This window comes from Bacteroides sp. 2_2_4 (genome assembly GCF_000157055.1).
GTDB lineage: Bacteria > Bacteroidota > Bacteroidia > Bacteroidales > Bacteroidaceae > Bacteroides > Bacteroides ovatus.
This window is the reverse complement of sequence record NZ_EQ973356.1, coordinates 297792-324366: the sequence shown is the minus strand read 5'-3', so window position 1 is coordinate 324366 and position 26575 is coordinate 297792. Positions and strand designations below refer to the sequence as shown.

Annotated in this window: 15 protein-coding genes; 12 read left to right on the top strand and 3 right to left on the bottom strand. The window is 40.5% G+C overall.

The window, feature by feature from the left end:
- Nucleotides 1-44 precede the first annotated feature (44 nt).
- Nucleotides 45-887 (bottom strand): aldo/keto reductase, encoded by an 843-nt coding sequence (locus BSCG_RS22865; RefSeq protein ID WP_008774954.1) that lies wholly within the window; start codon nucleotides 885-887, stop codon nucleotides 45-47.
- Between the two features lie 236 nt (nucleotides 888-1123).
- Between BSCG_RS22865 and BSCG_RS22870 the strand changes: the two genes are divergently transcribed.
- Nucleotides 1124-2740: an alpha/beta fold hydrolase gene (locus BSCG_RS22870; RefSeq protein ID WP_004308579.1), complete on the top strand. Its 1617-nt coding sequence runs from the start codon at nucleotides 1124-1126 to the stop codon at nucleotides 2738-2740.
- A gap of 25 nt (nucleotides 2741-2765) precedes the next feature.
- On the opposite strand, the gene BSCG_RS22875 is transcribed toward BSCG_RS22870, so the two are convergent.
- Together BSCG_RS22875 and BSCG_RS22880 are read right to left on the bottom strand one after the other, a co-directional pair.
- Nucleotides 2766-3149: a DUF3037 domain-containing protein gene (locus tag BSCG_RS22875; RefSeq protein WP_004305884.1), complete on the bottom strand. Its 384-nt coding sequence runs from the start codon at nucleotides 3147-3149 to the stop codon at nucleotides 2766-2768.
- Nucleotides 3127-3909 carry a HipA family kinase gene (locus tag BSCG_RS22880; protein ID WP_004308580.1) on the bottom strand — a complete coding sequence of 261 codons (783 nt, stop codon included), beginning with the start codon at nucleotides 3907-3909 and terminating at the stop codon, nucleotides 3127-3129. The genes BSCG_RS22875 and BSCG_RS22880 overlap by 23 nt, the downstream gene beginning before the upstream one ends.
- Nucleotides 3910-4073: 164 nt before the next feature.
- Here BSCG_RS22880 and BSCG_RS22885 point away from each other — a divergent pair, with 164 nt between their 5' ends.
- The 11 genes from BSCG_RS22885 to BSCG_RS22935 all read left to right on the top strand — a co-directional run bounded on the left by BSCG_RS22885 (nucleotide 4074) and on the right by BSCG_RS22935 (nucleotide 26555).
- Entirely contained in the window at nucleotides 4074-6008 is a 1935-nt protein-coding gene (locus BSCG_RS22885; RefSeq protein WP_008774953.1) for a glycoside hydrolase family 127 protein, read from the top strand.
- Between the two features lie 15 nt (nucleotides 6009-6023).
- The gene (locus BSCG_RS22890) at nucleotides 6024-7949 is read left to right on the top strand and encodes an alpha/beta fold hydrolase (RefSeq protein WP_004325497.1); all 1926 of its coding nucleotides are present in this window, start codon (nucleotides 6024-6026) and stop codon (nucleotides 7947-7949) included.
- 21 nt (nucleotides 7950-7970) lie between these two features.
- Nucleotides 7971-10238, top strand: a complete 2268-nt coding sequence (locus tag BSCG_RS22895) for a heparinase II/III family protein (protein WP_008774951.1) — start codon at nucleotides 7971-7973, stop codon at nucleotides 10236-10238.
- A 236-nt stretch (nucleotides 10239-10474) separates the two neighbouring features.
- Entirely contained in the window at nucleotides 10475-13309 is a 2835-nt protein-coding gene (locus tag BSCG_RS22900) for a two-component regulator propeller domain-containing protein (protein ID WP_032849317.1), read from the top strand.
- A 699-nt stretch (nucleotides 13310-14008) separates the two neighbouring features.
- A complete protein-coding gene (locus BSCG_RS22905; protein WP_004305890.1) occupies nucleotides 14009-14524 on the top strand; it encodes an RNA polymerase sigma-70 factor in 516 nt (171 codons plus the stop codon).
- A 69-nt stretch (nucleotides 14525-14593) separates the two neighbouring features.
- Entirely contained in the window at nucleotides 14594-17881 is a 3288-nt protein-coding gene (locus tag BSCG_RS22910; RefSeq protein ID WP_008774949.1) for a SusC/RagA family TonB-linked outer membrane protein, read from the top strand.
- Nucleotides 17882-17893: 12 nt separating this feature from the next.
- On the top strand, nucleotides 17894-19633 hold the full coding sequence (locus BSCG_RS22915) for a RagB/SusD family nutrient uptake outer membrane protein (protein ID WP_008774948.1): 1740 nt from the start codon (nucleotides 17894-17896) through the stop codon (nucleotides 19631-19633).
- Between the two features lie 30 nt (nucleotides 19634-19663).
- Nucleotides 19664-21121 (top strand): Ig-like domain-containing protein, encoded by a 1458-nt coding sequence (locus BSCG_RS22920; RefSeq protein ID WP_004305894.1) that lies wholly within the window; start codon nucleotides 19664-19666, stop codon nucleotides 21119-21121.
- 33 nt (nucleotides 21122-21154) lie between these two features.
- Nucleotides 21155-22357, top strand: coding sequence for an alginate lyase family protein (locus BSCG_RS22925; RefSeq protein ID WP_004305895.1), 1203 nt, complete (start codon nucleotides 21155-21157; stop codon nucleotides 22355-22357).
- 134 nt (nucleotides 22358-22491) lie between these two features.
- Nucleotides 22492-24699, top strand: a complete 2208-nt coding sequence (locus tag BSCG_RS22930) for an alpha-galactosidase (RefSeq protein ID WP_008774945.1) — start codon at nucleotides 22492-22494, stop codon at nucleotides 24697-24699.
- A gap of 206 nt (nucleotides 24700-24905) precedes the next feature.
- Nucleotides 24906-26555 carry a glycoside hydrolase 43 family protein gene (locus BSCG_RS22935; RefSeq protein WP_008774944.1) on the top strand — a complete coding sequence of 550 codons (1650 nt, stop codon included), beginning with the start codon at nucleotides 24906-24908 and terminating at the stop codon, nucleotides 26553-26555.
- The last annotated feature ends 20 nt before the right edge of the window (nucleotides 26556-26575 follow it).

The window sequence follows — 26575 nt, the reverse complement described above, 5'->3', positions numbered from 1 at the left end:
CTAAATTCCCATTTGTAGTCTTTATTGGGATTTACTACTTACCACTATTTACCATAATTAATCAACCACTTCACCATCTCCGGATCATAGTGGGAGAAAAAGAGTGTTTTAGCTGTATCAAGCGCAGCGATAGCCGCCATATCGTCCGGTGTTAACGAAAAATCGAAAATATTGAAATTCTCAATCATACGTTCTTTATGAGTCGATTTAGGAATCACGATGATATTGCGTTGAATCAGATAACGCAGTGCGACCTGTGCCACTGATTTGCCATATTCTTTACCGATTTCCTGGAGAGTCGGGTTGGTAAAGAAGTCGTTTCGTCCTTCAGCAAACGGTCCCCATGACATAATTTTAGTACCATATTCTTTCATTACTTCCTGCAACTTTATCTGTTGGTTGAAAACGTGTGTCTCTACCTGATTGACGGCAGGAGTAATTTCACAGAATTCTGCCAAGTCTATAAAGCGGTCAGGATAGAAGTTGCTGACACCGATTGCACGGAGTTTACCAGCCTTATATGCTTCCTCCATAGCCCGGTAAGTTCCATAATAATCACCGAATGGCTGATGAATGAGCAGTAAGTCTATATAATCACTTTTTAATTTGTGAAGTGATTCATCAATAGAAGCTTTAGCTTTTTCGTAACCGGCATTTGAAATCCATACTTTTGTAGTGATGAACAGTTCCCCACGTGGTACGCCGCATTTACTGATTGCATTTCCAACACCTTCTTCGTTATGATAGGCTTGTGCCGTATCAATAGAACGATAGCCCACACTGATTGCATCCGACACGCAACGTTCACACTCTTCAGGCGTAACCTGATAAACACCATAACCTAAAATAGGCATTTCAATGCCATTGTTCAATTTTACTTTTTCCATAATCGAGTATATTATTAAAATAAAAGCGTATTCTAATGTTTTTATTATCTTTATTTCCTCTATACAAAGTTAGTCTGTAAAAGGTAATCTGTTTTTATATAGATTACGGGTTTTGCTACCTTTTTTACGGATAACTCTATCTTTGCATTTAATATCTACTATTATATAGTCGTTTTTTGAGTATTTTGTTCTTCATATTCGTAGTATAGGAAGTTAAATCAATTAAAAGAAGCATTATGAATAAATATTTTCTTGTTGTATTGTTGTCATTATTCATGCAGGTTGCTAAGGTGGCAGCAGCCCCCTGGCAATGGTCAGTGGAAATAAAAGAGCTGATTTCAGAAGAGACAAACGCCCACCCTTCTGCCTATCTATGGATACCGGAAAACTGTAAACAAGTCCGTGCCGTCATCATCGGGCAACACAATATGACCGAAGAAACAATTTTCGAGCATCCTGAATTTCGGAAGAATATGGGCAAACTGGGAATTGCAGAGATATGGATCACTCCCGGAATAGACCAACGCTGGGACGTGACAAAAGGTACCCAACAAATCTTTGAAACAATGATGAAGAACTTGTCTGAAATAAGCGGATATACAGAACTGGAGTTTGCCCCGGTTATACCCATCGGACACTCGGCAATGGCTACTTATCCGTGGAACTTTGCCGCCTGGAATCCTGAACGTACATTGGCCGTACTCTCTATTCACGGTGATTCTCCCAGAACTCATTTGACGGGTTACGGGCGTGCGAATTTGGATTGGGGAACCCGTACGATTGAAGGTATCCCCTCATTAATGGTAATGGGAGAGGACGAATGGTGGGAAGACCGGTTGATAACCTCTTTCGATTATCGTCGTGAATATCCGAATGCTCCCCTTTCATTTCTTGCTGATGCAGGACACGGACATTTCGACATATCCGATGAATTGATTGATTATCTTTCTCTCTTTCTGAAAAAGACAGTGGAATATCGGTTGCCGGAGCATTCGTCATTGGATGCTCCGATTCAGTTAATTCCGGTAGAAGCAAAGAATGGCTGGCTGGCAGACCGTTGGCGAAAGAATGAAAAGCCTACAGCCGAAGCCGCTTCCTATGATAAGTATAAAGGAGACAAGAACCATGCGTTTTGGTATTTTGATAAGGAAATGGCAGATGCCACAGAAAAATATTACGCCAATGAGCGTGGAAAGACAGAGCAGTATATCGGCTTTGAGCAAAAAGGAAAACTGATAACTTTCAATCCGAAATCCCATGTACGTATGTCTCCTTCTTTTCAACCCGAAGCGGACGGAGTCACTTTCCACCTGAAAGCAGTGTACACAGATACGTTAAGGAACGAATATTCAAAAGAACACAGTACGCATCCCATTCGAATGTCGAGAATTTGCGGTCCGGTGGAAGTGGTGAATGATACAACTTTTACTGTTCGTTTCTATCGGATGGGATTGGATAATCCTAAACGTACAGGAGGCATCTGCCTGATGGCTTCCGTAAAACAGGATCATAAATACCGGAGTGCCGTTCAGCAGGTAGAGATTCGTATTCCTTACCGGAATAAGGAAGGGATACCCCAAAGTATAATTTTCCCGAAACTATCCGATGTAAAAGCTTCAGTGAAAGAAATAAGTTTAAATGGAACTGCTGACTCCGGCCTTCCGGTTTACTATTATGTAAAAGAAGGTCCGGCAGAGATAAAGGGAGATAAACTGGCATTGACTAAAATTCCCCCACGTGCAAAATTTCCGGTAAAGGTGACAGTGGTAGCCTGGCAATATGGGCGTAGCGGAGAACCTAAAGTGCAGACTGCTGAAGCAGTAGAACAGAGCTTTTATATTACTGCCCGTTAGTTTGACAAAGAGATTGTCCAAGGAATCAGAGTACTAATTCCTTGAACAATCTTTCCAAAGTCTTATCTAAATCAGTAGAAAATCCCGGATGTGGGCGAGATACTTGTATGCAGGAACTTTTTACTGCAGTCAGCCAACGAAATCTGTCAGGAATATCCATATTGGCTATGGCTCCTCCCTCTTTATTTCCCATGCATATCTTGTCAAAGACCTGTAACCCTTCTTTCAGGCAATTCATATCCAGTTCGGAAGAAAACAGTTTTAGTTTGTTCTCATCTATCGTATAGAGGGATTTCAGGTATTTGGCTTGTTTGGAAAACAACACAATCCCCATATTGATAAACTCCTCCCGTTCTACTTTAGGAACGAAACGGATGACTGCGTATTCATATAAGTGCCTTTCTTGCATTTTGCGCTTCATTTACAAATGTTTCGGAATGTTTCATCCTTTCTTCTAAGAATCGAATATAAATGTCTCTCAAATCCTGTGGAGTTTCTGTGCCTTCTGTCCAGTTCAACCAGTCGTCGGGAATAGCATTGACTATCTCACGGATTTTATCAGAAGTCAATATCTGTCTGAATTCGATATCTACTTCTTCCAGTCTATCGGCAAACGGTAATAATACATGATCTTTTATCTGTACAAAAGGAACCAGTGCCTGTTTTTGCCAGTTAGTCCAGGAATGGTGGAAATAAAGGGACGCCCCATGATCTATCAGCCATAGTTCTTTGTGCCATATCAACATATTGGTGTTTTTAATGGTACGGTCTACGTTAGTCAGCAAGGCATCCAGCCATACTACTTGCGAAGCCGTTTTTCCATCTACTTGATGTACTATCGGATCAAAGGTCAACGAACCGGAAAGGAAATGCAATCCCATATTCAGTCCTCGACTCCATTGAAGTAAATCCTGTATCTCTTCGTCTGCTTCCGTTCGTCCGAAGGCCTCGTCCAGATTCAGAAAAACTATTTCGGGGACTCTGAAACCCAGTGCACGGGCTATCTCCCCACCAATCAGTTCGGCAATCAGCGCTTTTGTTCCGTGTCCTGCCCCCCTGAATTTGACTACATACTTAAATTCATCGTCAGCTTCGGCTAGAGCAGGCAATGAGCCTCCCTCACGCAGAGGAAGAATATATCTTGTAACATTTGCCGTACGTAAATCCATGTAGCTCCTTTCTTTAATTTGGGGAATAAAGATAGGACGTTTTAGATGAATTTTATAAGAAAGTGGGCTTTAAATTAAAGAATTGTAGCTTAATTAAATAATTTTGTGGCTTTGAGTGTTTAAGGCACCTTGTTCGTATCTTATAGATAAAAGATAGAAATAATATGAATAAGAAAGTTTTAGTTACGGTAATCTTGTTTGGTTCATTGACAGTATCGGGTATAGTGTCAGCTCAATCTGTATATCCCGGACAACATCAGGGAAAGTTGAAAAAGGAAACAGTCGCTCCCCTTCAGGCGGAAAGTTTTGATTTGAAAGATGTTCGCCTGTTGCCAAGTCGTTTCCGTGATAATATGCTTCGGGATTCTGCCTGGATGACGTCAATAGATGTGAATCGTCTGCTACATAGCTTCCGTACCAATGCCGGTGTATTTGCCGGACGTGAAGGCGGATATATGACAGTGAAGAAACTGGGTGGTTGGGAATCTTTGGATTGCGAACTTCGCGGACATACTACCGGACACATGCTCTCGGCACTTGGTTTGATGTACGCAGCTACCGGCAGTGAGATATTCAAACTGAAAGGCGATAGCTTGGTTAACGGATTGGAAGAAGTGCAGAATGCACTGAAAAACGGGTATTTGAGTGCCTGGCCCGAAGAACTGATAAACCGGAATATTCAGGGAAAAGGTGTATGGGCTCCCTGGTATACTCTGCACAAACTTTTCTCCGGGCTGATAGATCAATATCTGTATGCGGATAATAAGAAAGCATTGACTATCGTCACCCGAATGGGTGATTGGGCATACAATAAATTGAAACCCCTTAGTGAAGAAACACGTAAACTTATGATCCGCAATGAATTTGGCGGTATCAATGAGTCATTCTATAATTTATACTCAATAACGGGAGATGAACGTTATCGCTGGCTGGCGGAATATTTCTACCACAATGACGTAATCGACCCATTGAAAGAACTTCGTGATGACTTGGGAACGAAGCATACCAATACTTTCATCCCGAAAGTGATAGCCGAAGCCCGCAACTACGAGTTAACCCGCAACGAGACAAGCAGGAAACTATCGGAATTCTTCTGGCACACCATGATTGACCATCATACTTTTGCTCCGGGATGTAGCAGTGACAAAGAACACTACTTTGATCCGAAGAAGTTATCCCAACATCTGACCGGCTATACCGGAGAAACTTGTTGTACCTATAATATGCTCAAACTTAGCCGCCATCTTTTCTGCTGGACGGGCGATTCATCTATTGCGGATTATTACGAAAGGGCATTGTATAATCACATCTTGGGACAACAAGACCCTGAAACAGGTATGGTAGCTTATTTTCTGCCTTTGCTTTCCGGGTCTCATAAACTGTATAGCACAAAAGAGAACTCTTTTTGGTGTTGTGTCGGTAGCGGATTTGAGAATCATGCAAAGTTTGGAGAAGCCATCTACTACCATAACAATCAGGGAATATATGTAAATCTATTTATCCCTTCACAGGTAACCTGGAAAGAAAAAGGACTGACAATCCGTCAGGAAACGGAATTCCCACAGGAAGAAACAACACGTTTTACTCTTCAGGCAGAAAATCCTGTCCGCACGACTATTTATCTGCGCTATCCTTCGTGGAGCAAGGATGTAAAAGTTTCGGTGAATGGTAAGAAAATATCTGTAAAACAGAAATCTGGTTCTTATATTGCCATTACCCGTGAATGGAAAGATGGCGATCAAATCTCGGCTACTTATCCGATGCAAATCAAACTGGAAACTACTCCGGATAACCCGGATAAGGCAGCCCTGTTATATGGCCCGTTGGTATTGGCGGGAGAACGGGGAACTGAAGGTATGCAAGCCCCTGCTCCTTTCTCAAATCCTGCTCTTTATAATGATTATTATACCTATAATTTTCATGTCCCAGCACATTTGCGTACCTCTTTGAAACTAGATAAGAAACACCCTGAACGTGCTTTGCAACGTGTAGGAAGTGATTTGAAGTTTACGACAGAACAAGGAGATGTGATTCGTCCGCTATACGATTTGCATCGCCAGCGCTATGTCGTATATTGGGATTTACAATCAGAAGAATAGATAGTAAACAACGAAATGAATAATCGTTTATTAATTGCCGCTTTTGTAAGTATCTGCTTTTTGTCCGGTTCTTGCAAAATATCATCCGGTCAGGGAAGTCGGTATGACTTCTCTTCTTTGGATTCTGTTATCCAAGGATGGGTAGACAAGGGATATTACCCCGGAGCATCCATTTGTGTAGTGAAGAATGATACCGTCATTTTTCAGAAGAACTATCGGGATTATACACCCGATACAAAAGTATATGTCGCTTCTGCCGGAAAATGGGTAGCGGCTGCTGTCATAGGCGCGGTGGTAGACCGTACTGATTTGGGATGGGATGATCCGGTAGAAAAATGGTTGCCGGAATTTAAAGACGATGCTAAAGGTAAGATTCTTCTCCGGCAATTATTATCCCATACATCAGGAGTACGTCCATATCTTCCCGAGCCCCGTGTAGATAACTATAATCATTTGGATTCGGCAGTCACTGAAATTCTCCCTTTGGATACAGTCTTTACTCCCGGCACTCGTTTTGAATATGGTGGACTTGCCATGCAAATTGCCGGAAGAATGGCAGAAGTGGCGATGGGAGAGGAGTTTGAGACTCTTTTTCAAGAACTGCTGGCGCAACCTTTGGAAATGAAAAACTCTCATTTTACCCCAATCAACACGGACGGCGGACATGCACCCATGTTAGGGGGCGGACTGTGTACTACAATGAATGATTATCTTCACTTCCTGTCCATGATTTATCACGATGGAATGTATAATGGCAAGCAAATTATATCAGCAGAAACTGTGAAAGAAATGCAGGCCGACCAAGTGAAAGGCGCCATAATCCCTTCGAATAACTCGGATAATTATGTAGCGAAAGGACTGGGACAATCCCACAATGGAATCTACGGATTAGGAGAATGGCGTGAATTAATAGATAAAAAGACAGGTGAAGCTTATCAGATTAGTTCACCGGGATGGGCCGGTGCTTATCCGTGGATAAATAAACACGATAAAGTTTACGGATTCTTCATCTCCCATGTAGCAGGTTCTTCTGCTAAAGAAGACGGTTTTTCTTCTTTCTTTGGCAGCCCTGTCATTTCACGGACCGTTTCAGAAATACTGAAAGGTAAGCCATTGGTTGTCAAACAAGGACGTATCAATGTAGGAAACGGCTCTCTATACTATGAGGAAGCCGGTCAGGGTGAACCGATCATCTTTGTACACGGTCATTCGCTTGACCATCGTATGTGGGATGAGCAATTTTTAGTGTTTGCGAAAAAGTATCATGTCATTCGCTATGATTTAAGAGGATACGGCATTTCTTCTTCCCAAACAGAAGATTATCAATTTATGCATGTTGAAGATCTGGTTACTTTGATGGACTCTTTGCACATCAAGAAAGCGCATATCGTCGGACTTTCTTTGGGGGGATTTATCACTGCTGATATGTTGGCGTATTTCCCAGACCGGATGTTATCGGCTTTTTTAGCCAGTGGAAACATCCGAAAGTCCAAAGGTCCCAGTGAACCGATGACTAAAGAGGAAGCAAAGGTACGTGATGACGAAATAGCTGCCCTGAAAAAGAAAGGAGTGGAAGTGATGAAGAAAGAGTGGTTTGAAGGATTAATGAAATCCGGTAGTAGCCAGCGTGAACGGATGCGTGTGCCTTTGTGGCAGATGATTGACGAATGGGATGCGTGGCAACCGCTACACAAAGAAGTACGGGTAGTAGCAGGGCTGGATGCTATTGAAGAATTGAAGAAGAGTCACCCTGCTGTACCTGCCTTAATTGTAGAAGGTCATTCTTCTGATAACAAATTTTCAAAAAATCCTCCCATATTGGAATATCTACCTAATGGAAAGCTGAAAATCATAGAGGATTGCGGGCACATGATGAATATGGAGCGACCGGAGGAATTCAATGCAGCTTTAGAAGAATTTTTAATCAATATTGAACAGTAAAATGAAAAAGCAATAAATATCATGAAACAAATAGTTCTATGCCTGATCGGAATATTATTAGCATCGTTTGTATCTGCACAAAAGATAAATCATCCTTCACTTTTGTATACCCCTCAACGCATTCAGCAGGTAAAACAACGTATGCAGAATGAACCGAAATTGCGGGAAGCCTGGGAGGATATTCAGAAAACCGCCGATGAAGCCTTACAAAAGAAAGATTTCAATCGGTTGGATTATTTGTCGTTGGCCTATCTGATGACGGATAATAAAGAGTATGCAAATATAATCAAAGAGATTCTTTTGAAAGCTGTGGAAGCCGAATCCTGGGGAGATATGGAAATGATGGCACGTATTCCTGCCTGGCGTTCGCAACTGGGCATGGCACATAAGAGTTTCCTTTCTGCCATAGGATATGATGCAGCTTATAATATAATGTCTTCTTCGGAAAGAAAAAAGATTGCCGAAGGCTTGAAACGATTGGCTGTAGAACCTGCATTGGGAGACTGGCTGCTGGAACCTACCCGTATCCATTCTTTGAATTCTATGGGACATAACTGGTGGACTTCTTGTGTATGCCAGGGTGGAATATTAGCATTAAGCCTACAGAATGAACTTCCCGAAGTAAAAGATTGGGTGGAGCAACTTCATGAATCACTACCCGAATGGTTTGACTTTGCAGGCGATGCCTTGCAGCAGAAAGCAAAGAGCTTTGATGAGGCCGGAGGAATGTATGAAAGTCTCAATTATGCAAATTTTGGTATTCAGGAAGCTCTTTTGTTTCGGATCGCCTGGATAAACACTCATCCGGGACAAAATCCCGGTGATATACCCCAATTAGCAAAACTTCCGAACTACTTTTCTCAAGTATGCTATCCCCGTACAGGTGTGCTGCATAGTTTGAATTTTGGTGATAGTCATAAGAACGTATCAGCAGAATCCAGTATGATGTTATTGTATGCATTGGGACTGAAAGACCCGACTATTCTGTGGTATATAGCCCAAGTAGAGCAAGGACAGCATCGTGATGGATTTTTCCTGAATCGTCCGATGGGCTTTCTCTATACCCCTGATTTGAGTAAAGCTCCCATAACTCCCGATTTGAAAACCTCACAGCTATTCTCGGATTTCGGTTGGGCCACCATGCGTACTTCTTGGGAGAAGGATGCTACGATGCTTGCTGTGAAAAGCGGTCATACGTGGAATCATTCCCATGCGGATGCCAACTCCTTTATTGTTTTTCATAAAGGCGTTGATATTATCAAGGATGGAGGAAACTGCTGGTATCCCAATCCTGCCTATCGCAACTATTTTTTTCAAAGCCAGGCACATAATGTAGTCCTGTTCAACGGGGAGGGACAACCTCGTGAACAACAGTATAGCGGCTCTACTTTGCGAGGAAATCTTTATCATCTCTTGGATGCGGGCAATGTGAAATATGTTTTGGCCAATGGAACAGGTCCTGTCTCTAATAATTTCAGCCGTAACTTCCGTCATTTCCTGTGGATGGATAATGTGATTTATATGATCGATGATTTGAAGACACATAAGGTAGGACAGTTCGAATGGTTATGGCATACCAATGGAACTTATAAGAAATCGGGCATTGACGTGAATGTGACAAACGGAAATTCTTCAGTAGTCATCCGTCCTTTATATCCCCGCATGCTGGCTAAGTCCGATTTTGTGCACGACTATCCCGAAGATTTATATTGGGAAGAAATAGAAGCTCCTACGGAAGATTTGAAAGGAACCGAAAAATATTATTCATTCCATTTACCAGCCGAGGTGAACCGTGTGAAAGGACTGACAGCTATTATTCTGAAAGACGCTCCCGATGAAAAAGACCTGCCTCAAATGGAAAGACGTGAAGGGCAGGACTGGATAGGGCTTCGTATCCGTCATAAAGGTAAAATTACCGATTTATATATCAACCAACTGGCGGACGGAAGATTAATGCACAGTAATTCATGGATTATGCCCGACGGCTGGATGACAGATGCTTATATGTTTGCAGTTTCTTACCCAGAAGGTACTGAAGCAAAGAACGCTAAGGACTTCTTTATTGCTTATGGAAGTGCATTGAGACGGGGTAATGAAACTTACTTTTCATCATTGGCTAAGCTGTTCGTTATTCAGAAAGCAGAAGATAAGAAACTTGATCTTTGGATAAACGGACAGCCGAAGATAAATACCACCTTTAGAAGCACAAAGAAGCCTGTGTCTGTAGAAGTGAATGATAAGAAAATCCCGGTAGTTTATCAGAAATCGCAGGTGAAGGTGAAATTATAAATTCTACAATATCGTTCTTGTATATATGCTGTTATCTTTTTCTAAGGTAGTAAATTCTTTATTTTTGTTACTCAAATATTTTTCAAATAACATTGAGTAAATAATTTAATCCCTTCGTATTTGTCTATGTGCATATAGAGAATACGAAGGGATGACTTTTTTAATTATAAGTACTTCCTTTTGGAGATTTTTATGTATGTTTGTCACATGTTTAATATGAAAGGAAGCAGTTGTAAGTGAAAGACACGATTAAATATCTGATTCTTATATTAATATATTTGGCTTGTGGTGTGGAACTACAAGCTAAAGACTATATATTCCGTAATATTGTCATGTCTGACGGGCTGTCAGGACTGTTGGTCAATGCTATTTATAAAGATTCCGAAGGTTTTGTGTGGTTAGGGACAGATAATTGTCTCGACCGTTTTGATGGAGTGAAAGTACGCCATTTTGAATTCCGGGGTATTGAGTCAGGAAGAAAGAAGCGGGTGAACAGCGTTACAGAAACAGCCAACAAACAACTGTGGGTAGGAAATGGAATCGGACTTTGGCGATTGAACCGTACAAACAGTCAATTGGAAAGAATTGTCCCCGAAAAGATTGATTTTGCCGTAAATACTTTGTTGGCTAATGAGGATGGTCTTTATATCGGCACAGAGAAAGGCTTATTCATTCATAAAGACGGTCAATTACTACAGGTCTTGACAGACCGGAATATGCTTGCTGCCTGTAACAGAATCATGGATATTTGTCTGAATGAAGACAAAACCGTATTATGGCTGGCTACGGTGCAGGGGCTGTTCTCTTATTCACTGAAAGACGGAAAGATTGATTCCTGGCATTTTCAGGAGAATGTGCCCGAAGCCGATTATTTCCGTTGCCTGACCCGTATTGGAGAAACGCTTTATCTAGGCACAATGAGCCAAGGTGTAGTACGTTTTGATATAAAAAAGGAAACATTCTCTCATACAGTATCTTTAGGCTGCGATGTCATTTCTGATATATCCAGCGATGGGAAAGAGACTGTTTATATAGCTACTGACGGTAATGGCGTCCACTTCCTTTCACACAAAGACCAACAAGTGACACGTCGTTTTTACCATGATGTCAATGATAAGGAAGGAATTCGCAGTAATTCTATTTATTCCTTACTTGTAGATGATAGAGGTGCCGTCTGGGTGGGGCATTTTCAGGCAGGGCTGGATTATTCACTCTATCAGAACGGCCTTTTCCGTACGTATGCCTATCCACCTTTATTCAATTCGGCAAATCTTTCCATTCGTTCTTTCGTAAACAGAGGACAAGAGAAAGTTATCGGTTCACGTGACGGTTTGTTTTATATAAACGAAGCCACCGGAGTAGTGAAAAGTTTTGTAAAGCCCGTTTTGACTTCAGATCTGATACTGACAATCAGCTTCTATCAAGGAGAATATTATATCGGTACGTATGGTGGCGGTATGATGGTACTGAATCCGGGAACATTATCTCTGAAATATTTTGCACAGGGCGATACGGAGCTTTTTCAAAAGGGACATATATTCTGTGTGAAACCGGATGCAAAAGGAAATCTTTGGATAGGGACTTCACAAGGACTCTTCTGTTATAACGGACAGACCAAACAGACCAAACAGATCAAACACTTTACTAGTGCTAACTCCCAACTGCCGGAGGGCAATGTGTATGAAGTAAGTTTTGATTCTACAGGCAAAGGATGGATTGCCACCGAAACCGGTATGTGTATTTATGACCCGGCTTCTCAAAGTTTACGCTCTAATGTGTTTCCGGAGGGATTCGTTCATCGGGATAAAGTGCGTACTATCTACGAAGATGCTGGACACAATCTCTATTTTATCCGTGAGAAAGGGAGCTTGTTTACATCTACTTTAACGATGGATCGTTTCCAGAACCGCTCTATCTTTTCTACTCTTCCGGACAATTCGCTAATGTCTGTTATAGAAGATAATCAAGGCTGGTTGTGGGTGGCTTGCAATGACGGGTTATTGCGTATCAAAGAAGAGGGAGAGGAATATGATGCTTTCACTTTTAATGATGGAGTGCCGGGACCAACTTTTACGAATGGAGCTGCTTATAAAGATGAAAAAGGACTATTGTGGTTTGGTAACACTAAAGGACTGATTTATGTCGATCCGAAACGTGTGGACGAAGTGCGTGGCAAGGTCCGTCCGATCGTATTTACTGACATATTAGCTAATGGTGTCCCTTTTACCAGCTCCTCTTTGAAATACAATCAGAATAATTTGACTTTCTGTTTCACAGACTTTGCTTATGGTCTCCCATCTGCCTTACTATATGAATATCGACTGGAAGGAGTGGACAAGGACTGGAAATTATTGGCAGCACAGAACGAAGTTTCTTATTACGGACTTTCTTCCGGGACTTATACTTTCCGTGTACGTCTTCCGGGAAATGAGCAATCCGAAGCTAGCTGTCAAGTGACAGTACGCCCTATGATACCTTGGTGGGGATGGACACTTTCCATTTTATTAATCGTAGGAATTATAGCCTTTATACGGTATTATGTTTGGAAACGTATGCGTCGTTTGCTTGCTTCCTCTGCTTCGTCGATTTCGACATCAACGGAGGAGGAAATACAACAGAGAGAACAAACAGTAGAACATTCGGAAGTAATTTCAGAGCAACAATCTTCCACTGTTGAAGAGAAATATAAGACCAATAGACTGACCGAAGAGGAGTGTAAAGAACTTCGTAAGAAACTGGTGGCTTATGTAGAGAAAGAAAAGCCATATATCAATCCCGACTTAAAAATGGGTGACTTGGCTTCTGCATTGGATACTTCTTCACATTCATTATCGTATCTTTTGAACCAGTATCTTAATCAGTCTTACTATGACTTCATCAATGATTACCGTGTTACCCAATTCAAAAAGATGGTAGCGGATAGCCAATATTCCCGCTATACTTTGACTGCACTGGCAGAACTTTGTGGTTTTAGTTCGCGTGCTTCTTTCTTCCGTTCATTTAAAAAGAGTACGGGAGTTACTCCGAATGAATACATCCGTAGTATAGGCGGAACAGCCAAAGAAGAGTAACTTTTCGACTTATTATCTCTGAAATCTATTTTGCGCCCATATTCCCTTCACCCTTCACTTCTCCCTGTTCATCGGGGATAGAGGGTGAAGGTTCTCGATTCACTAAGTGACTTTCTTCCTTTCACTTGTTTCTTTCCATTATCTATTAATAGATAAGTTCTTCTTCTCCCTATATAAACTTCTTTTGGTCCTATTGCAAAGTTGTTTTTTATAGGGAGTAATCTATAAACGCAAGCTTTGTTTTTATAAATGCAACTTGCGTTTATAAAAACAAAGCTTGCAATTATATAATTGAAGCTTTCATTTATAGTTTACCCTTAATCAAATGTAACTTTGCAATAAGTGCAAAACAAGTTTGTCTTTAATGAAATGAAAGTTTTCTCTTAATGTTTATGTCTCATCAAAGCCGTTGATGAGACAATGAATCGGTAAGATCGTGAAATGGTGAGATTGAAAAGGAGAGAAAGGTAAGGGCAAACAGGTGTAAGTGGAGCGAAAATGCGTAGATTTTAGTGTGTAGAGTCTCATTTTATAAAGTGATACTCTATTTGATGTGAATGTAAATTGTTGATAATGAGAAGAGTGTGTTTAAATAAGTCTAACTAGATTCGTTGAGATTGATCTGCTTTATTTTACGACTGTTATATCCGAAATCCCCTCTATATTTGCATCGTGATTAAAACCGAAAAAGATAGTATTATGGAGACAATAGCTAACACTTACGACGACATTATCACCCGTTCTTATGAAGAATATTATCAGGTGATTCTTACCTATATTACTTATCGTATCACTCATCGCTACGAAGCGGAGGATCTAACCCAAGATGTATTTGTACGTCTGCTCGACTACAAACAAATGCTCCGTCCCGACACAGTGAAATATTTCCTGTTCACTATTGCCCGCAATATTGTAATCGACTATATCCGTCGCTATTATAAGAAGCAGGAGATAGACAGCTACATCTATGATACTATGTCTACTTCTACCAATGAAACCGAAGAAAAAATTATCGGTGATGATTTAGTGACAATGGAACGGACCCGTTTGGCTGCCATGCCCGAACAACGTCGGTTAATTTATACATTAAACCGTTTTGAAAATAAAACTTCTCCGGAAATCGCTAATGAACTGAATCTAAGTTGTAGGACGGTAGAAAACCACCTATTTCTTGGACGTCGTGAAATGCGCGAATTCTTCCGAAATTGTATATAATCTTATTCATTAATAAATAACCCTTTGTGCTTATGGAAAAGGAGTCAGAATTTACAAAGAGGTGTTTGTATGCCTCATCTTATTTTAGAGAACAAGAATTTAATACTATTTTTAAACCTCAAATTTAATTTTATGAAACAGAGAAGATTTATGTTTAAACTACAATCTAACAAGGCGGTTACGCTTGCTTTAGGACTGATGCTAGGATTATGTCCTGTTTCAAGAGGGTATGCAGCTCTGGATGATAGTCAAATAGTAACACAAATGCAGAAAAAGGTCAAGGGGCAAGTACTTGATGCTACTGGAGAGCCTTTAATAGGTGTGAATGTGAGTGTTATAGGGCAGACCGGAGGTACAATAACAGATATAAATGGAAATTATTCATTAGATGTGCGTAAGGGAGCCAAGCTGAAATTTTCATATATTGGCTACAAGGAGCAGGTTATTGAAGTGGGAGATCCGACTGTAATTAATGTGAAGATGAGTGAAGATTCGGAAGTACTTGATGAGGTCGTAGTCGTTGGTTATGGTGCGCAGAAGAAAGAATCATTGACTGGTGCTGTAACTGTTGTAAGCGATAAAATGATAAAAGATAAAGGTACCCTTTCTAATCCGGCACAAGCATTGCAGGGACAGGTTCCAGGTGTTATTATTACCCGAAATTCAGCGGCTCCCGGTGATGAAAGTTGGAATATGAAACTACGTGGATCATTCTCGAAAAACAATTCGGATCCCTTGATAATCATTGATGGTGTAGAAGCAGAATCATCAGTGTTTGGCCAGCTGAATCCATCTGATATTGAATCCATTAACTTCTTGAAAGATGCGTCTGCTGCGATTTACGGAAGTAAAGCAGCTGGCGGTGTTATTTTGGTACAAACTAAAAAGGCAAAAGCCGGTAAAACCAAAATAGAGTACAACGGATCAGTAACAGCTAAACTTGTGGGATTGCAGCCTACTCTGATGACTTTGGATGAATGGGGAGATGCAGTTATTCAAGCTCGTACTAATGATGGTTACAAGTCAGATGATACTTGGTTAAGATATGTAGCGTTGGCAAAGGCCAACCGAGGACACTATATTGATCTGAACCATAGCCAAAATCCTTATGCTAATGCATTTACTGATGTAAAGGACTTTGTGTTTTTTGATACGGATTGGCAGGATATTTTGTGGGGTACTACAGCATCTACTTCACATGAATTAAGTGTAGCTGGAGGAACAGACAGAAATACTTATCGGTTGTCGGCACGTTACATGTACGATGGAAGTAACTTGAAATGGGGAAATAACAATAACCAGAGATATAATCTTCGTTTAAGTAATACGTTCCATGTGACAGATGCTTTTGAGATAGAATCGGTTATCGCCTATTCTCGTCAAGATCAGGTTGCTCCGACACAGATTGGTGCAGCATTGACCTCTTCGGTGCAGCAACCTGGATTTCCATCATCAACGATAGATGGCAAACCTTATGCCTGGGGTACTTGGGGAGCTCCAAACTGGTATTGCGAATTGGGTGGTGACAATAAATTGAAAGTTTCCGGAGTGAACATCAGTGAGACCTTCAAATATAAGTTTAACAAACATTTTGATGCTGTAGCTACCCTGGGGTATAATACATCTACCTCTACGCGGGATATTCAAGGTAAATCTATCGATTGGTATAATTATGCCGGTACAGAAGTGACAATGACCAATCCGACGGCTGATAAGAATTATTATTATAAGACTTTTTCGCGTACGGATATGTACACGTTGAATGCTTATTTAAACTGGCATCAGACATTTGCGGAAAAACATAATCTGGCAGCTATGATCGGTACTCAATACAATCTGAAAGAGTATGATTATACACCGGTTAAAGCACAGAATATATTACCCTCACTGGAAATTATTAATGGTACGGGCGAAGTACTATTGAAGAATTCATCCAATGATGGTCCTGAAAAATGGCACGAAGGCCTATTATCTTATTTTTCCCGCTTAAACTATAATTATAAATCAAAGTATTTATTGGAAGGTAATTTCCGTTATGATGGTTCATCTAAATTCCAACCGGAAAACCGATGGGCATTTTTCTGGGGAGTATCTGGCGGTTGGCGTCTTAGTGAAGAAGAGTTTGTTAAGAAACTGAATCTTTTTGATGAGTTAAAGTTGAGATTGTCTTATGGTACAGTTGGTAATCAGGGAGGTATTGATCGTTATGACGGCGTTCAGCTTTATAATTACTCGCAGAATTCAGGTGCTTTAATCGGAAGTAGCAAGATTTCTTACATTGACACGAATGGTAAACTGTTGAGCACAGATCGTAGTTGGGAAACAATTAAGAACTATAATATAGGTTTGGATTTCGGCCTGTTCAACAATAGATTGACAGGAACTGTTGAAGTTTTCTGGAAAGACTGTAACAATATGCTGATTGATGTCACTTATCCTGGAATATTGGGTGACAAAGCGCCTACTGCAAATGTTGGAAGCTTTAAAGCCAATGGTTGGGAAGGTACATTAAACTGGTCTGATAAAATAGGTAAAGTCTCTTATCATGTTGGTGGTACTTTTACATATACCACTAATGAATTGACAGATAATGGAGGTAGTGCTACGATTAAAGACGGTGTACGTTCCGATCGTGAAGGATATCCATTGAATTCAGTATTTGGTTTAAGATATTGTGGAAAGATTCAAACGCAGGAAGAATTGGACAAATATATGAATCGTTATGGAGAAAATAACTCTATAGATATGCCGGCTATGTTGCGTCTGGGTGATAATATGTTTGAGGATGTGAACCGTGATGGCAAATTGACTGAAGAAGATTTTGTATATTTAGGAACGGATGATCCGAAAATATCTTTCTCATTCAATGCCGGTTTAGAGTGGAACGGCTTTGATGTATCTGTCATTTTCCAAGGAGTAGGCAGACGTACAGTTTGGCGTGACGGGGACAATAGCAGTAATGTAAACTGGCGAGTTCCGATGAGATCTGTCTATATGAATACGACTAATCAGTCTGTAGGAAACGTATGGTCTCCGGAAAACCCGAATGCACATTATCCTACTTATACAAATACGTCGCAGATTAATAACTATAACTACAGATGTTCTTCCTGGTCTGTTGAAGATGGTTCTTATCTTCGTTTGAAGAATATAACTTTGGGTTATACACTACCATCTGCTCTGCTTGCAAAAACAAAGGTATTGAGTTATGCCCGTTTGTATATCTCTGGAGCTGATTTGTGGGAGACGTCTAAGATTAATGATGGCTGGGATCCGGAAGCTTCTCGTAAAGTATCGACTTATGGCCGCTATCCTTTCACCAGAAATATAACAGTTGGATTAAATTTAACCTTTTAAACATTGAATAATATGAAATTACATAAGATAAAAAGTTTCCTCATACTTGCAGCAGGACTGATGCTACACTCTTGTCTGGATTTGGACCCGCAGGATCAATTAGCTGAAACAAATATCTGGAGTTCTCCTGCCGATTATAAATTGTTTGCTAATCAGTTCTATAGTTGGACACGTGACTTTAGCTCACTTGATAATAATTCAACGAAACCTTTACATTCGGATTATAACTCCGACCTGTTTACATGCAAAGACGACCGCAATCGTTTTAGCAACGGAACAAACTCTGTTCAAGAGTCAGATGGTAATTATGGCTCGGCTTATGCACATATCAGACGTACGAACCTGTTATTGCAAAATGCAAGTAATTACGCTAATCAAACGGATATTGCACAATACGTAGGAGAGGCCAAATTCTTCCGTGCCTATTTCTACTTTGAATTGGTTCAGCTTTATGGAGATGCGATTATTGTAAAGAAACCATTGGATGTGACAGACCCGGAACTGAAAACCGTCAGAAATGATCGTAGTGAAGTAATTGATTTCGCTATTGAAGATTTAGAGGCCGCAGCAGAACTATTACCTAAATTTTCGGAGTTAAGTACTGAAGATAATGGCCGAATCAGCCAAGAGGGTTGTTGGGCTTTCTTGTCGAGAGTGGCTTTGTATGAAGGGACTTGGCAAAAGAGCCGTGGCAATGCAGAACGTGGCAAAGCGTTGCTGGACATTGCAGCGAAAGCTTCCGGAAAGGTAATAGCTAGTAATACTTTTAGTTTGTTTAAACCGGAAGCATTGGGAGATAGTGCGCAGAAATATATGTTCATCCTGGAAGATGTCAAATCAAATCCGGCTGGATTACAGAAGAGTGCGAATAAAGAGTATATATTCTCACGCCGTCATGATGAAGTATTGGCTCCTATTGGTACAAATATAACCAAAGGTAGTTTGATAAATGTAATATGGGTTAGCCGGAAATTTGCTAATATGTATCTCTGTCAGGATGGTTTGCCTATTGAAAAGTCGGAGATGTTTGATCTTTCTAAAGGATATGATAAAATGGATTCGGAATTCATGAACCGTGATAATCGTATGCGATATACTTTGGCTCGTCCACATGATAATTTTTGGAGTAATAATAATCCTCGTGTAACATGGAAGAGTGATGCTGAAGATCTGAAGTCAGCTTCCATTAAGAATTACATCCCGGATACCGGCACTGGTTATCATAATCAGAAATGGGCATCAGAGCGTGCCGTAAAGGATAAGTTTGAAGGTTATGATTATCCTATCATTCGTTATGCAGAAGTTCTGTTGAATTATGCCGAAGCTGTATTCGAACGTGATGGAGCGATTTCGGATGATGATTTGAACCTTTCTCTGAATCTGGTTCGTTGCCGTGTCAATACTAAAATGCCTAAGTTAACAAACAGTTTTGTGTCGGAACATGGATTGGATATGAGAACAGAAATACGTCGTGAACGTACTATCGAACTCTATAATGAGGGTTTCCGCCTGGATGATTTGAAGCGTTGGAAAACAGCGGAAACAGAGATGCCGCAGGATATTTTAGGTGTTAAGTGGAAAGGTACTGAATATGAAACAACTTGGTCTAAGTGTCCTCATCCTAGAAATGATGATGGTATTCTGGTTCTTGAAACCGGACGGAAATGGGCTGAAAAGAATTACTTGTTCCCATTACCAAAAGATCAGTTGCAACTGAATCCTAATTTGAAGCAGAATCCGGGATGGGAATAAATAGATTGAAGAATTAAAAACATGAATCGTATGAAAAATAGATATTCTTTTTGGATGAATAAACTTTGGATAGTTGGTTTTATGACCGGATGTCTGACCTTGTCTTCATGTGACGATGAGAAAGACCTGACGACTGGAATGCCCGAGAATCAATTAATTAATAATATAGTTTTAAAAGTTACGAAACAATTGCCGGTAGCAATTGGTATGGATACGACTATTGTACATAGTATTGTTCCGGCAAATCCTACGAATCCTGAATTGCTATGGACTTCCTCTGATGAGTCTGTTGCCACTGTTGCTCAAGATGGGACAATCACTGGTAAGGCGGTGGGAACAGCTGTCATTACTGTAATGCCGGCTATTGGATTTGGGGTGACAAACTCTACCTTACAGACTGTTGAGGTAACGGTAGTACCTGAAATTATAAAAGCCACTTCCATCGAATTTACTAATGAAGATGCCGATGGTAATCCGTTGACTGAATTATATCAGATGGATGACGTGCAATTGACTTACAATATTTTGCCGGAAAACCATACTTACTCCTATTTGACATGGAAGAGTAGCGATGAAGGCATTGCAACAGTTGATGAAAATGGTAAAGTAACAGGTGTTGAACCGGGTAATGTCACTATTTACGCTTACACACATGACGATAGCGGAGTCATTGGTAAAATTGATTTGAAGATATTGCCATATATTCCAGTAGAGGATATAACTATTCGTCCGTATGATGATATGTTATATATGGATGAAGTAATCACTTTAGATTATACATTTACTCCTGAATCGGCAACTGCAAGTACAGTTGAATGGACTTCTAGTGATGATAAAATTGTCACGGTAAAACAAGGTAAAGTTACCGCAGTAGGCTTTGGAACAGCTGTTGTTACGGCAAGATGTATTGCGAATGATAAATCGGCTTCAGTTACGATTACTGTTGAGGCAGGAGCATGGATCTGGGATAAACGTAATAACTTTAAGAACTGGGAAATTAGTCAGGCTTATTCAAGTTTTGTCATTCAGGATGGTAAGATGGTAGTAACTTGCGGTCAGCAGAATGCGGATATGAAACGTGCCGATTTAAGACTTGCGGCCAGTGCGACGGCACCTGTTTACATGAACTGGGGAAATTATCCGGTACTTGCATTGCGAACGGATCTTCCTGGTGGTGGTAAAGGCGTAGGCAAAGGCGGTGTTTATACCTTGAATCTGGCACCTGTTACCGGAAGTGGTGCAAATAAAGCTGAAAATAATGGACTCTTGCTGGATGATGGTACCCGAATGTTATATTGGGATGTTTCAGCTTGGGGAAATGTTTCGACAACAGAAACAATTCCGTACAGAACATTTGAAGTCAAAGTTGCTGATATTTATAACCAGAACTTGCCAACAAGTAAATATACTGTGTATTGGATTAGAACCTTTAAGAGTGTAGCAGAAGCGGAAGCCTTTGCTAAGGCTGAAGTGAAAGCTGAAAACTAAGTATTTAATATATAAAATAATATATTGTATTCCATGAAAAAGAATTTTATACTAACAATAGCTTTGTTCGCAACTGTCACATTGAGTGCATGCAGCGAGATTGAAGATGGAGTAAATAGAATGGATGAATGGGAAGATGAAAAGATAGAAGTCGACTATCCTGCCAGTTTCGTACATCCGGGTATAATGCATACGAATAATGATATTGAACGTCTTCGTGAAATAGTGACGAACAGAGAGCAACCGGGGTATGGTTGTTATGAGATTTTTGCCAGTGATGCTCGTTCGAAAGCAGATTATACACTTCAGGGACCTTATAAAGAAATTTATCGGGGAAATGATAATGGGACTCGTCCGAGTATTCAGGGTAAATATGAAAGTGATTTTAATGCAGCTTATCAAAATTCTGTAATGTATGCAGTAACACAGGACGAGGCTCATGCTAAGAAGGCAACAGAGATTCTTATGGCTTATGCCAATACATTGGAAGCTATTGTTGCAGGAGATCAGCCATTATTAGCTGGTATTATGGGAGTGAAATTTATGTATGCTGCTGAAATGATGCGTTACTTGTATCCTAAGGGAATGACTGATGAAAATTTTGCCAAGGTCTGCTCCATGTTTAAAAATATATTTGTTCCGATACTCGATGATTTTATGGCAACTCCGGCTTATACGAATGGTAACTGGGGAGCATCTGTCAGCATGTCTTATATAGCAGCTGCCGTACTTTTCAATGATTTGGACATGTATAAGAAAGCTGTAGACTTTTATTGTAACGGGATAGATAACGGAACAATCCGGAATTATATAGATGGGGAGACCGGACAGTGTCAGGAGAGTGGGAGAGATCAGGCTCATGCTCAATTGGGCTTGGCATGTTTATCTGTGACTTGTGAAATCGCATACAAACAAGGTACCGACTTATATGGAGTGTTGGATAATCGCTTGCAGAAAGGTTATGAATATACTGCGCAATATAATGCCGGGCATGATGACGTGCCTTTCAAAACATGGAAAGATATTACTGGCAAGTATTGTAGTTGGACGAAGATTTCAAGTGACCAGCGAGGCGTATTCCGTCCGGTTTATGAAATGGTGTACAATCACTATGTGAACCGCAAGGGGGGGAGTATGAAATACACAAAAGAAGTGATTGATAAGATCCGCCCTGAAGGTTACTATTATGAGCACTTTGGATTTGGAACTTTCTTATTCAACGATAAGGCAAAATAAAGATCGTTTTATCTTGAAATTCTGATATAAAGGGGAAGATATCAAAGTGAAAAAGAGCCTTTGGTATCTTCCTTGTTACTGTTATCCGTATGATGACATAGAGTCTGTGAAACATTATAATAGAAAAAATATATATGAATATAAAGAAGAGAGTGTTTTCTTTGCTCAGTTCATGCTATGTAGTAGGTTGTCTGCTTGCCCAGAATATACTGATATCTACTCCGGCAACTTCATTAGTATTGTCGGCTCCAGAAAAAGGAGAGCTGAAATACATATATTATGGCGCCAAGCTGTCTGATAGAGATTTTCAAACTATCGGAAGTCTGGATAAAGGCAAATATGCAGCTTATCCGGTTTATGGGCTGAACTGCCCGTCTGAAGTTGCTTTGGCAGTGAAGCATAATGATGGTAATATGACTCTTCAACTTGAAGTTGTGAAAGTTGAAAGTTCCCATCAGGACGAAGTGAACCTGACCATCATTTCTTTGAAAGATAAAGTTTATCCTTTTTATGTGAAAATGTACTATAAGGCATATCAGGATACAGATATTATTGAAATATGGAGTGAAATCAGCCATCAGGAGAAGAAAACAGTAGTACTTAATCAATTTGCTTCAGCTTATTTGCCTATTCGTAAGGGAGATGTCTGGTTATCACATTTGTATGGTGCCTGGGCCAATGAAGGACGCTTGGAAGAGGTACCGTTAGATGCCGGAATGAAAGTAATTAAAAATAAAGATGGAGTACGCAATTCGCACACAGCTCATGCAGAAGTAATGTTTTCTCTTGATGGAAAACCTCGGGAGAATGAAGGACGTGTTATTGGTGCCGCTTTGTGTTACAGCGGAAATTATAAATTGCGGATTGATACGGACGAGAGTGATTATCATCATTTTTTTGCAGGTATTAACGAGGATAACTCCACCTATAACTTAAAAAATGGAGAAGTTTTTCGTACACCGGAACAGGCTTTGACCTATAGCGATGAGGGTTTAAGTGGAAGTAGTCGTAGTTTTCACCGTTGGGCCAGGTTGCATAAATTGGCTAACGGTACAAAGCTGCGTAAGATTTTGTTGAATAGCTGGGAAGGTGTTTATTTTAAAATTAATGAGGATGGCATGAATCAAATGATGGCAGACATTGCTTCCATGGGAGGTGAATTGTTTGTCATGGATGACGGATGGTTTGGCGACAAGTACCCTCGTAGAACGGATAAGACTTCCTTAGGGGATTGGGTCGTAGATAGAAAGAAACTTCCGTCAGGGATAGGAGGATTGCTTGAAAATGCACGGAAAAATGGAGTAAAGTTTGGTATCTGGATTGAACCGGAGATGGCAAATACGACAAGTGAATTGTATGAAAAGCATCCTGACTGGATACTCAAAGCTCCTAATCGTGAATTGGTTTTAGGCCGTGGAGGCACACAAGTTGTGCTCGATTTAGCTAATCCGAAAGTTCAGGACTTTATTTTTGGTATGGTAGATAATTTGATGACAAATTATCCGGAAATAGATTATATTAAATGGGATGCTAATATGTCTATAATGAACCATGGCTCCAATTATTTATCAGATAATGACCAGAGCCATATGTATATCGCATATCATAAAGGCTTCGAGACGATTTGCCAACGTATTCGCGCTAAATATCCGGAGGTTACCATACAAGCTTGTGCTAGTGGCGGCGGGCGTGTCAATTATGGCCTGTTGCCTTATTTTGACGAGTTTTGGGTAAGTGATAATACGGATGCTTTGCAACGGGTTTATATGCAATGGGGAACATCTTATTTTTTCCCGGCAATTGCAATGGCTTCTCATATCAGCGCATCTCCCAATCATCAGACTTTCCGTCGTATTCCATTAAAATATCGCATAGATGTGGCTATGAGCGGGCGTTTGGGAATGGAGATACAACCACAGGATATGACAACAGAAGAGAAAGAGCTTTGTAAGAAAGCGATTGCAGAATATAAAGAAATTCGTTCGGTGGTACAGTTTGGGGATATTTATAGATTGATTTCCCCTTATGAAAAACAGGGAGTTGCTTCGTTGATGTATACTTCACCGGAGAAAGATAAGGCTGTGGTATATTGGTGGAAATTAGAGCATTTTCATAATCAACACCTGCCACGTGTGCAGCTATATGGTTTAATTCCGGAAGCGAACTATCAAATCCGTGAGCTGAATAGAATTGATACCCAGCCATTGAGTTTTGAGGGAAAAGTATTTAGCGGGGCATATCTTATGGCGAATGGATTAGAAATTCCTAATAATCATATTGTAGATAGAAAGATGCGAAATGATTATTCTAGTAGAGTACTTTATTTGAAGAAGATGGAATAAATCAGGAAATTAAGAAAAAATGATGAAGGGGATTAGGTATTTACCTAATCCCCTTCGTATATATAAGCAAATAGGTTAAGAAATAGATTGTTTGAAATCAGAGATTGGATTCAGTTTTTTAAGTGATTGGTTTTATATAAAGGTAGAAAGAACCTGTTTTTAGGAATAACGAATCTTATTTTGAATGAAATTGATTATTAAGGTATATGCGTAAAAAGATTCTGTTTTTAGCAGGAATGATGGCTTGCAGTTCATTGGCAGGCGCACAAGAAATTTCTAAGACCTGGGTGGCTGATAAGGGGAATGGAACTTATCAGAACCCGGTTCTTCATGCAGACTATTCGGATCCGGATGTATGTGCAGCCGGAGATGATTTCTATATGACAGCGTCCAGTTTTAATTGTATTCCCGGAATTCCTATTCTTCATTCTAATGATTTGGTGAATTGGTCGTTAGTAAACTATGCTTTACCGATTCAGGAGCCGGAAGAATTCTTCGATAAGGCACAGCATGGTAAAGGCGTATGGGCATCGGCTATTCGTTTTCATAACGGAGAGTTCTACATTTACTGGGGTGATCCGGATTATGGAATCTATATGATTAAAACCAAAGACCCGAAAGGAAAATGGAGCAAACCTGTATTGGTGAAAGCCGGGAAAGGTATGATTGACCCGACACCACTTTGGGATGAAGATGGAACAGTTTATCTTGTACATGCATACGCTGGTAGCCGTAGCGGAGTGAATAGCATCGTAGTTATTTGTGAACTGAATGGAGAGGGGACAGAAGTAATTTCCGATCCGGTGATGGTATTTGACGGAAATGATGGAAAGAACCATACAGTAGAAGGTCCGAAGCTCTACAAACGTAATGGATATTATTATATTTTCGCCCCGGCGGGTGGGGTAGCAACCGGTTGGCAATTAGTACTTCGCTCGAAGAACATTTACGGACCCTACGAATCAAAAATCGTAATGGCACAAGGAAAGACGAATATCAACGGACCTCATCAGGGTGGCTGGGTAGACACCAACACAGGAGAATCGTGGTTCGTTCATTTTCAAGATAAAGGAGCTTACGGACGCGTGATTCATCTGAATCCGATGACTTGGGTAAATGACTGGCCTGTGATCGGAGTGGACAAAGATAAAGATGGTTGTGGTGAGCCGGTAACGACTTATAAGAAACCGAATGTAGGAAAGACATATCCGATAGTCACTCCGCCGGAGAGTGATGAATTCAATACCCGTCATTTAGGATTACAATGGCAATGGCATGCCAATAAAAAAGACACTTATGGATTTACCACCGATTTGGGTTATATACGTCTTTATGCAGGCAGCCTCTCGAAAGAGTTTGTTAACTTCTGGGAAGTTCCTAACTTGTTGATGCAAAAGTTTCCGGCTGAAGAGTTTACGGCTACGACCAAATTGACATTTACTGCCAAGCAGGATAGGGAACAAACCGGAATCATTGTAATGGGATGGGATTATAGTTATCTTTCCATTCGCAAGGCGGGGGATCAGTTTATTCTGCAACAAGCAGTCTGCAAGGATGCGGAACTGCAAAATCCCGAACAGATAAAAGAATTGGCAAACATTCCGGTGGAACATCTGGAGATGCCAGGAGTAGCAGATAATGAGTGGCAAACAGTTTACTTGCAAGTAAAGGTTCGTAAAGGAGCCGTTTGTACATTCGCTTATAGTCTGGACGGGAAGAAATATACGACAGTGGGAGAGCCTTTCACAGCCCGACAAGGCAAATGGATTGGAGCCAAAGTCGGACTATTCTGCGTAACTCCGAATGAAGGCAATCGTGGATGGGCAGATGTAGACTGGTTCCGGATGACTAAGTAACTGATGGAGTGACTAAGTAA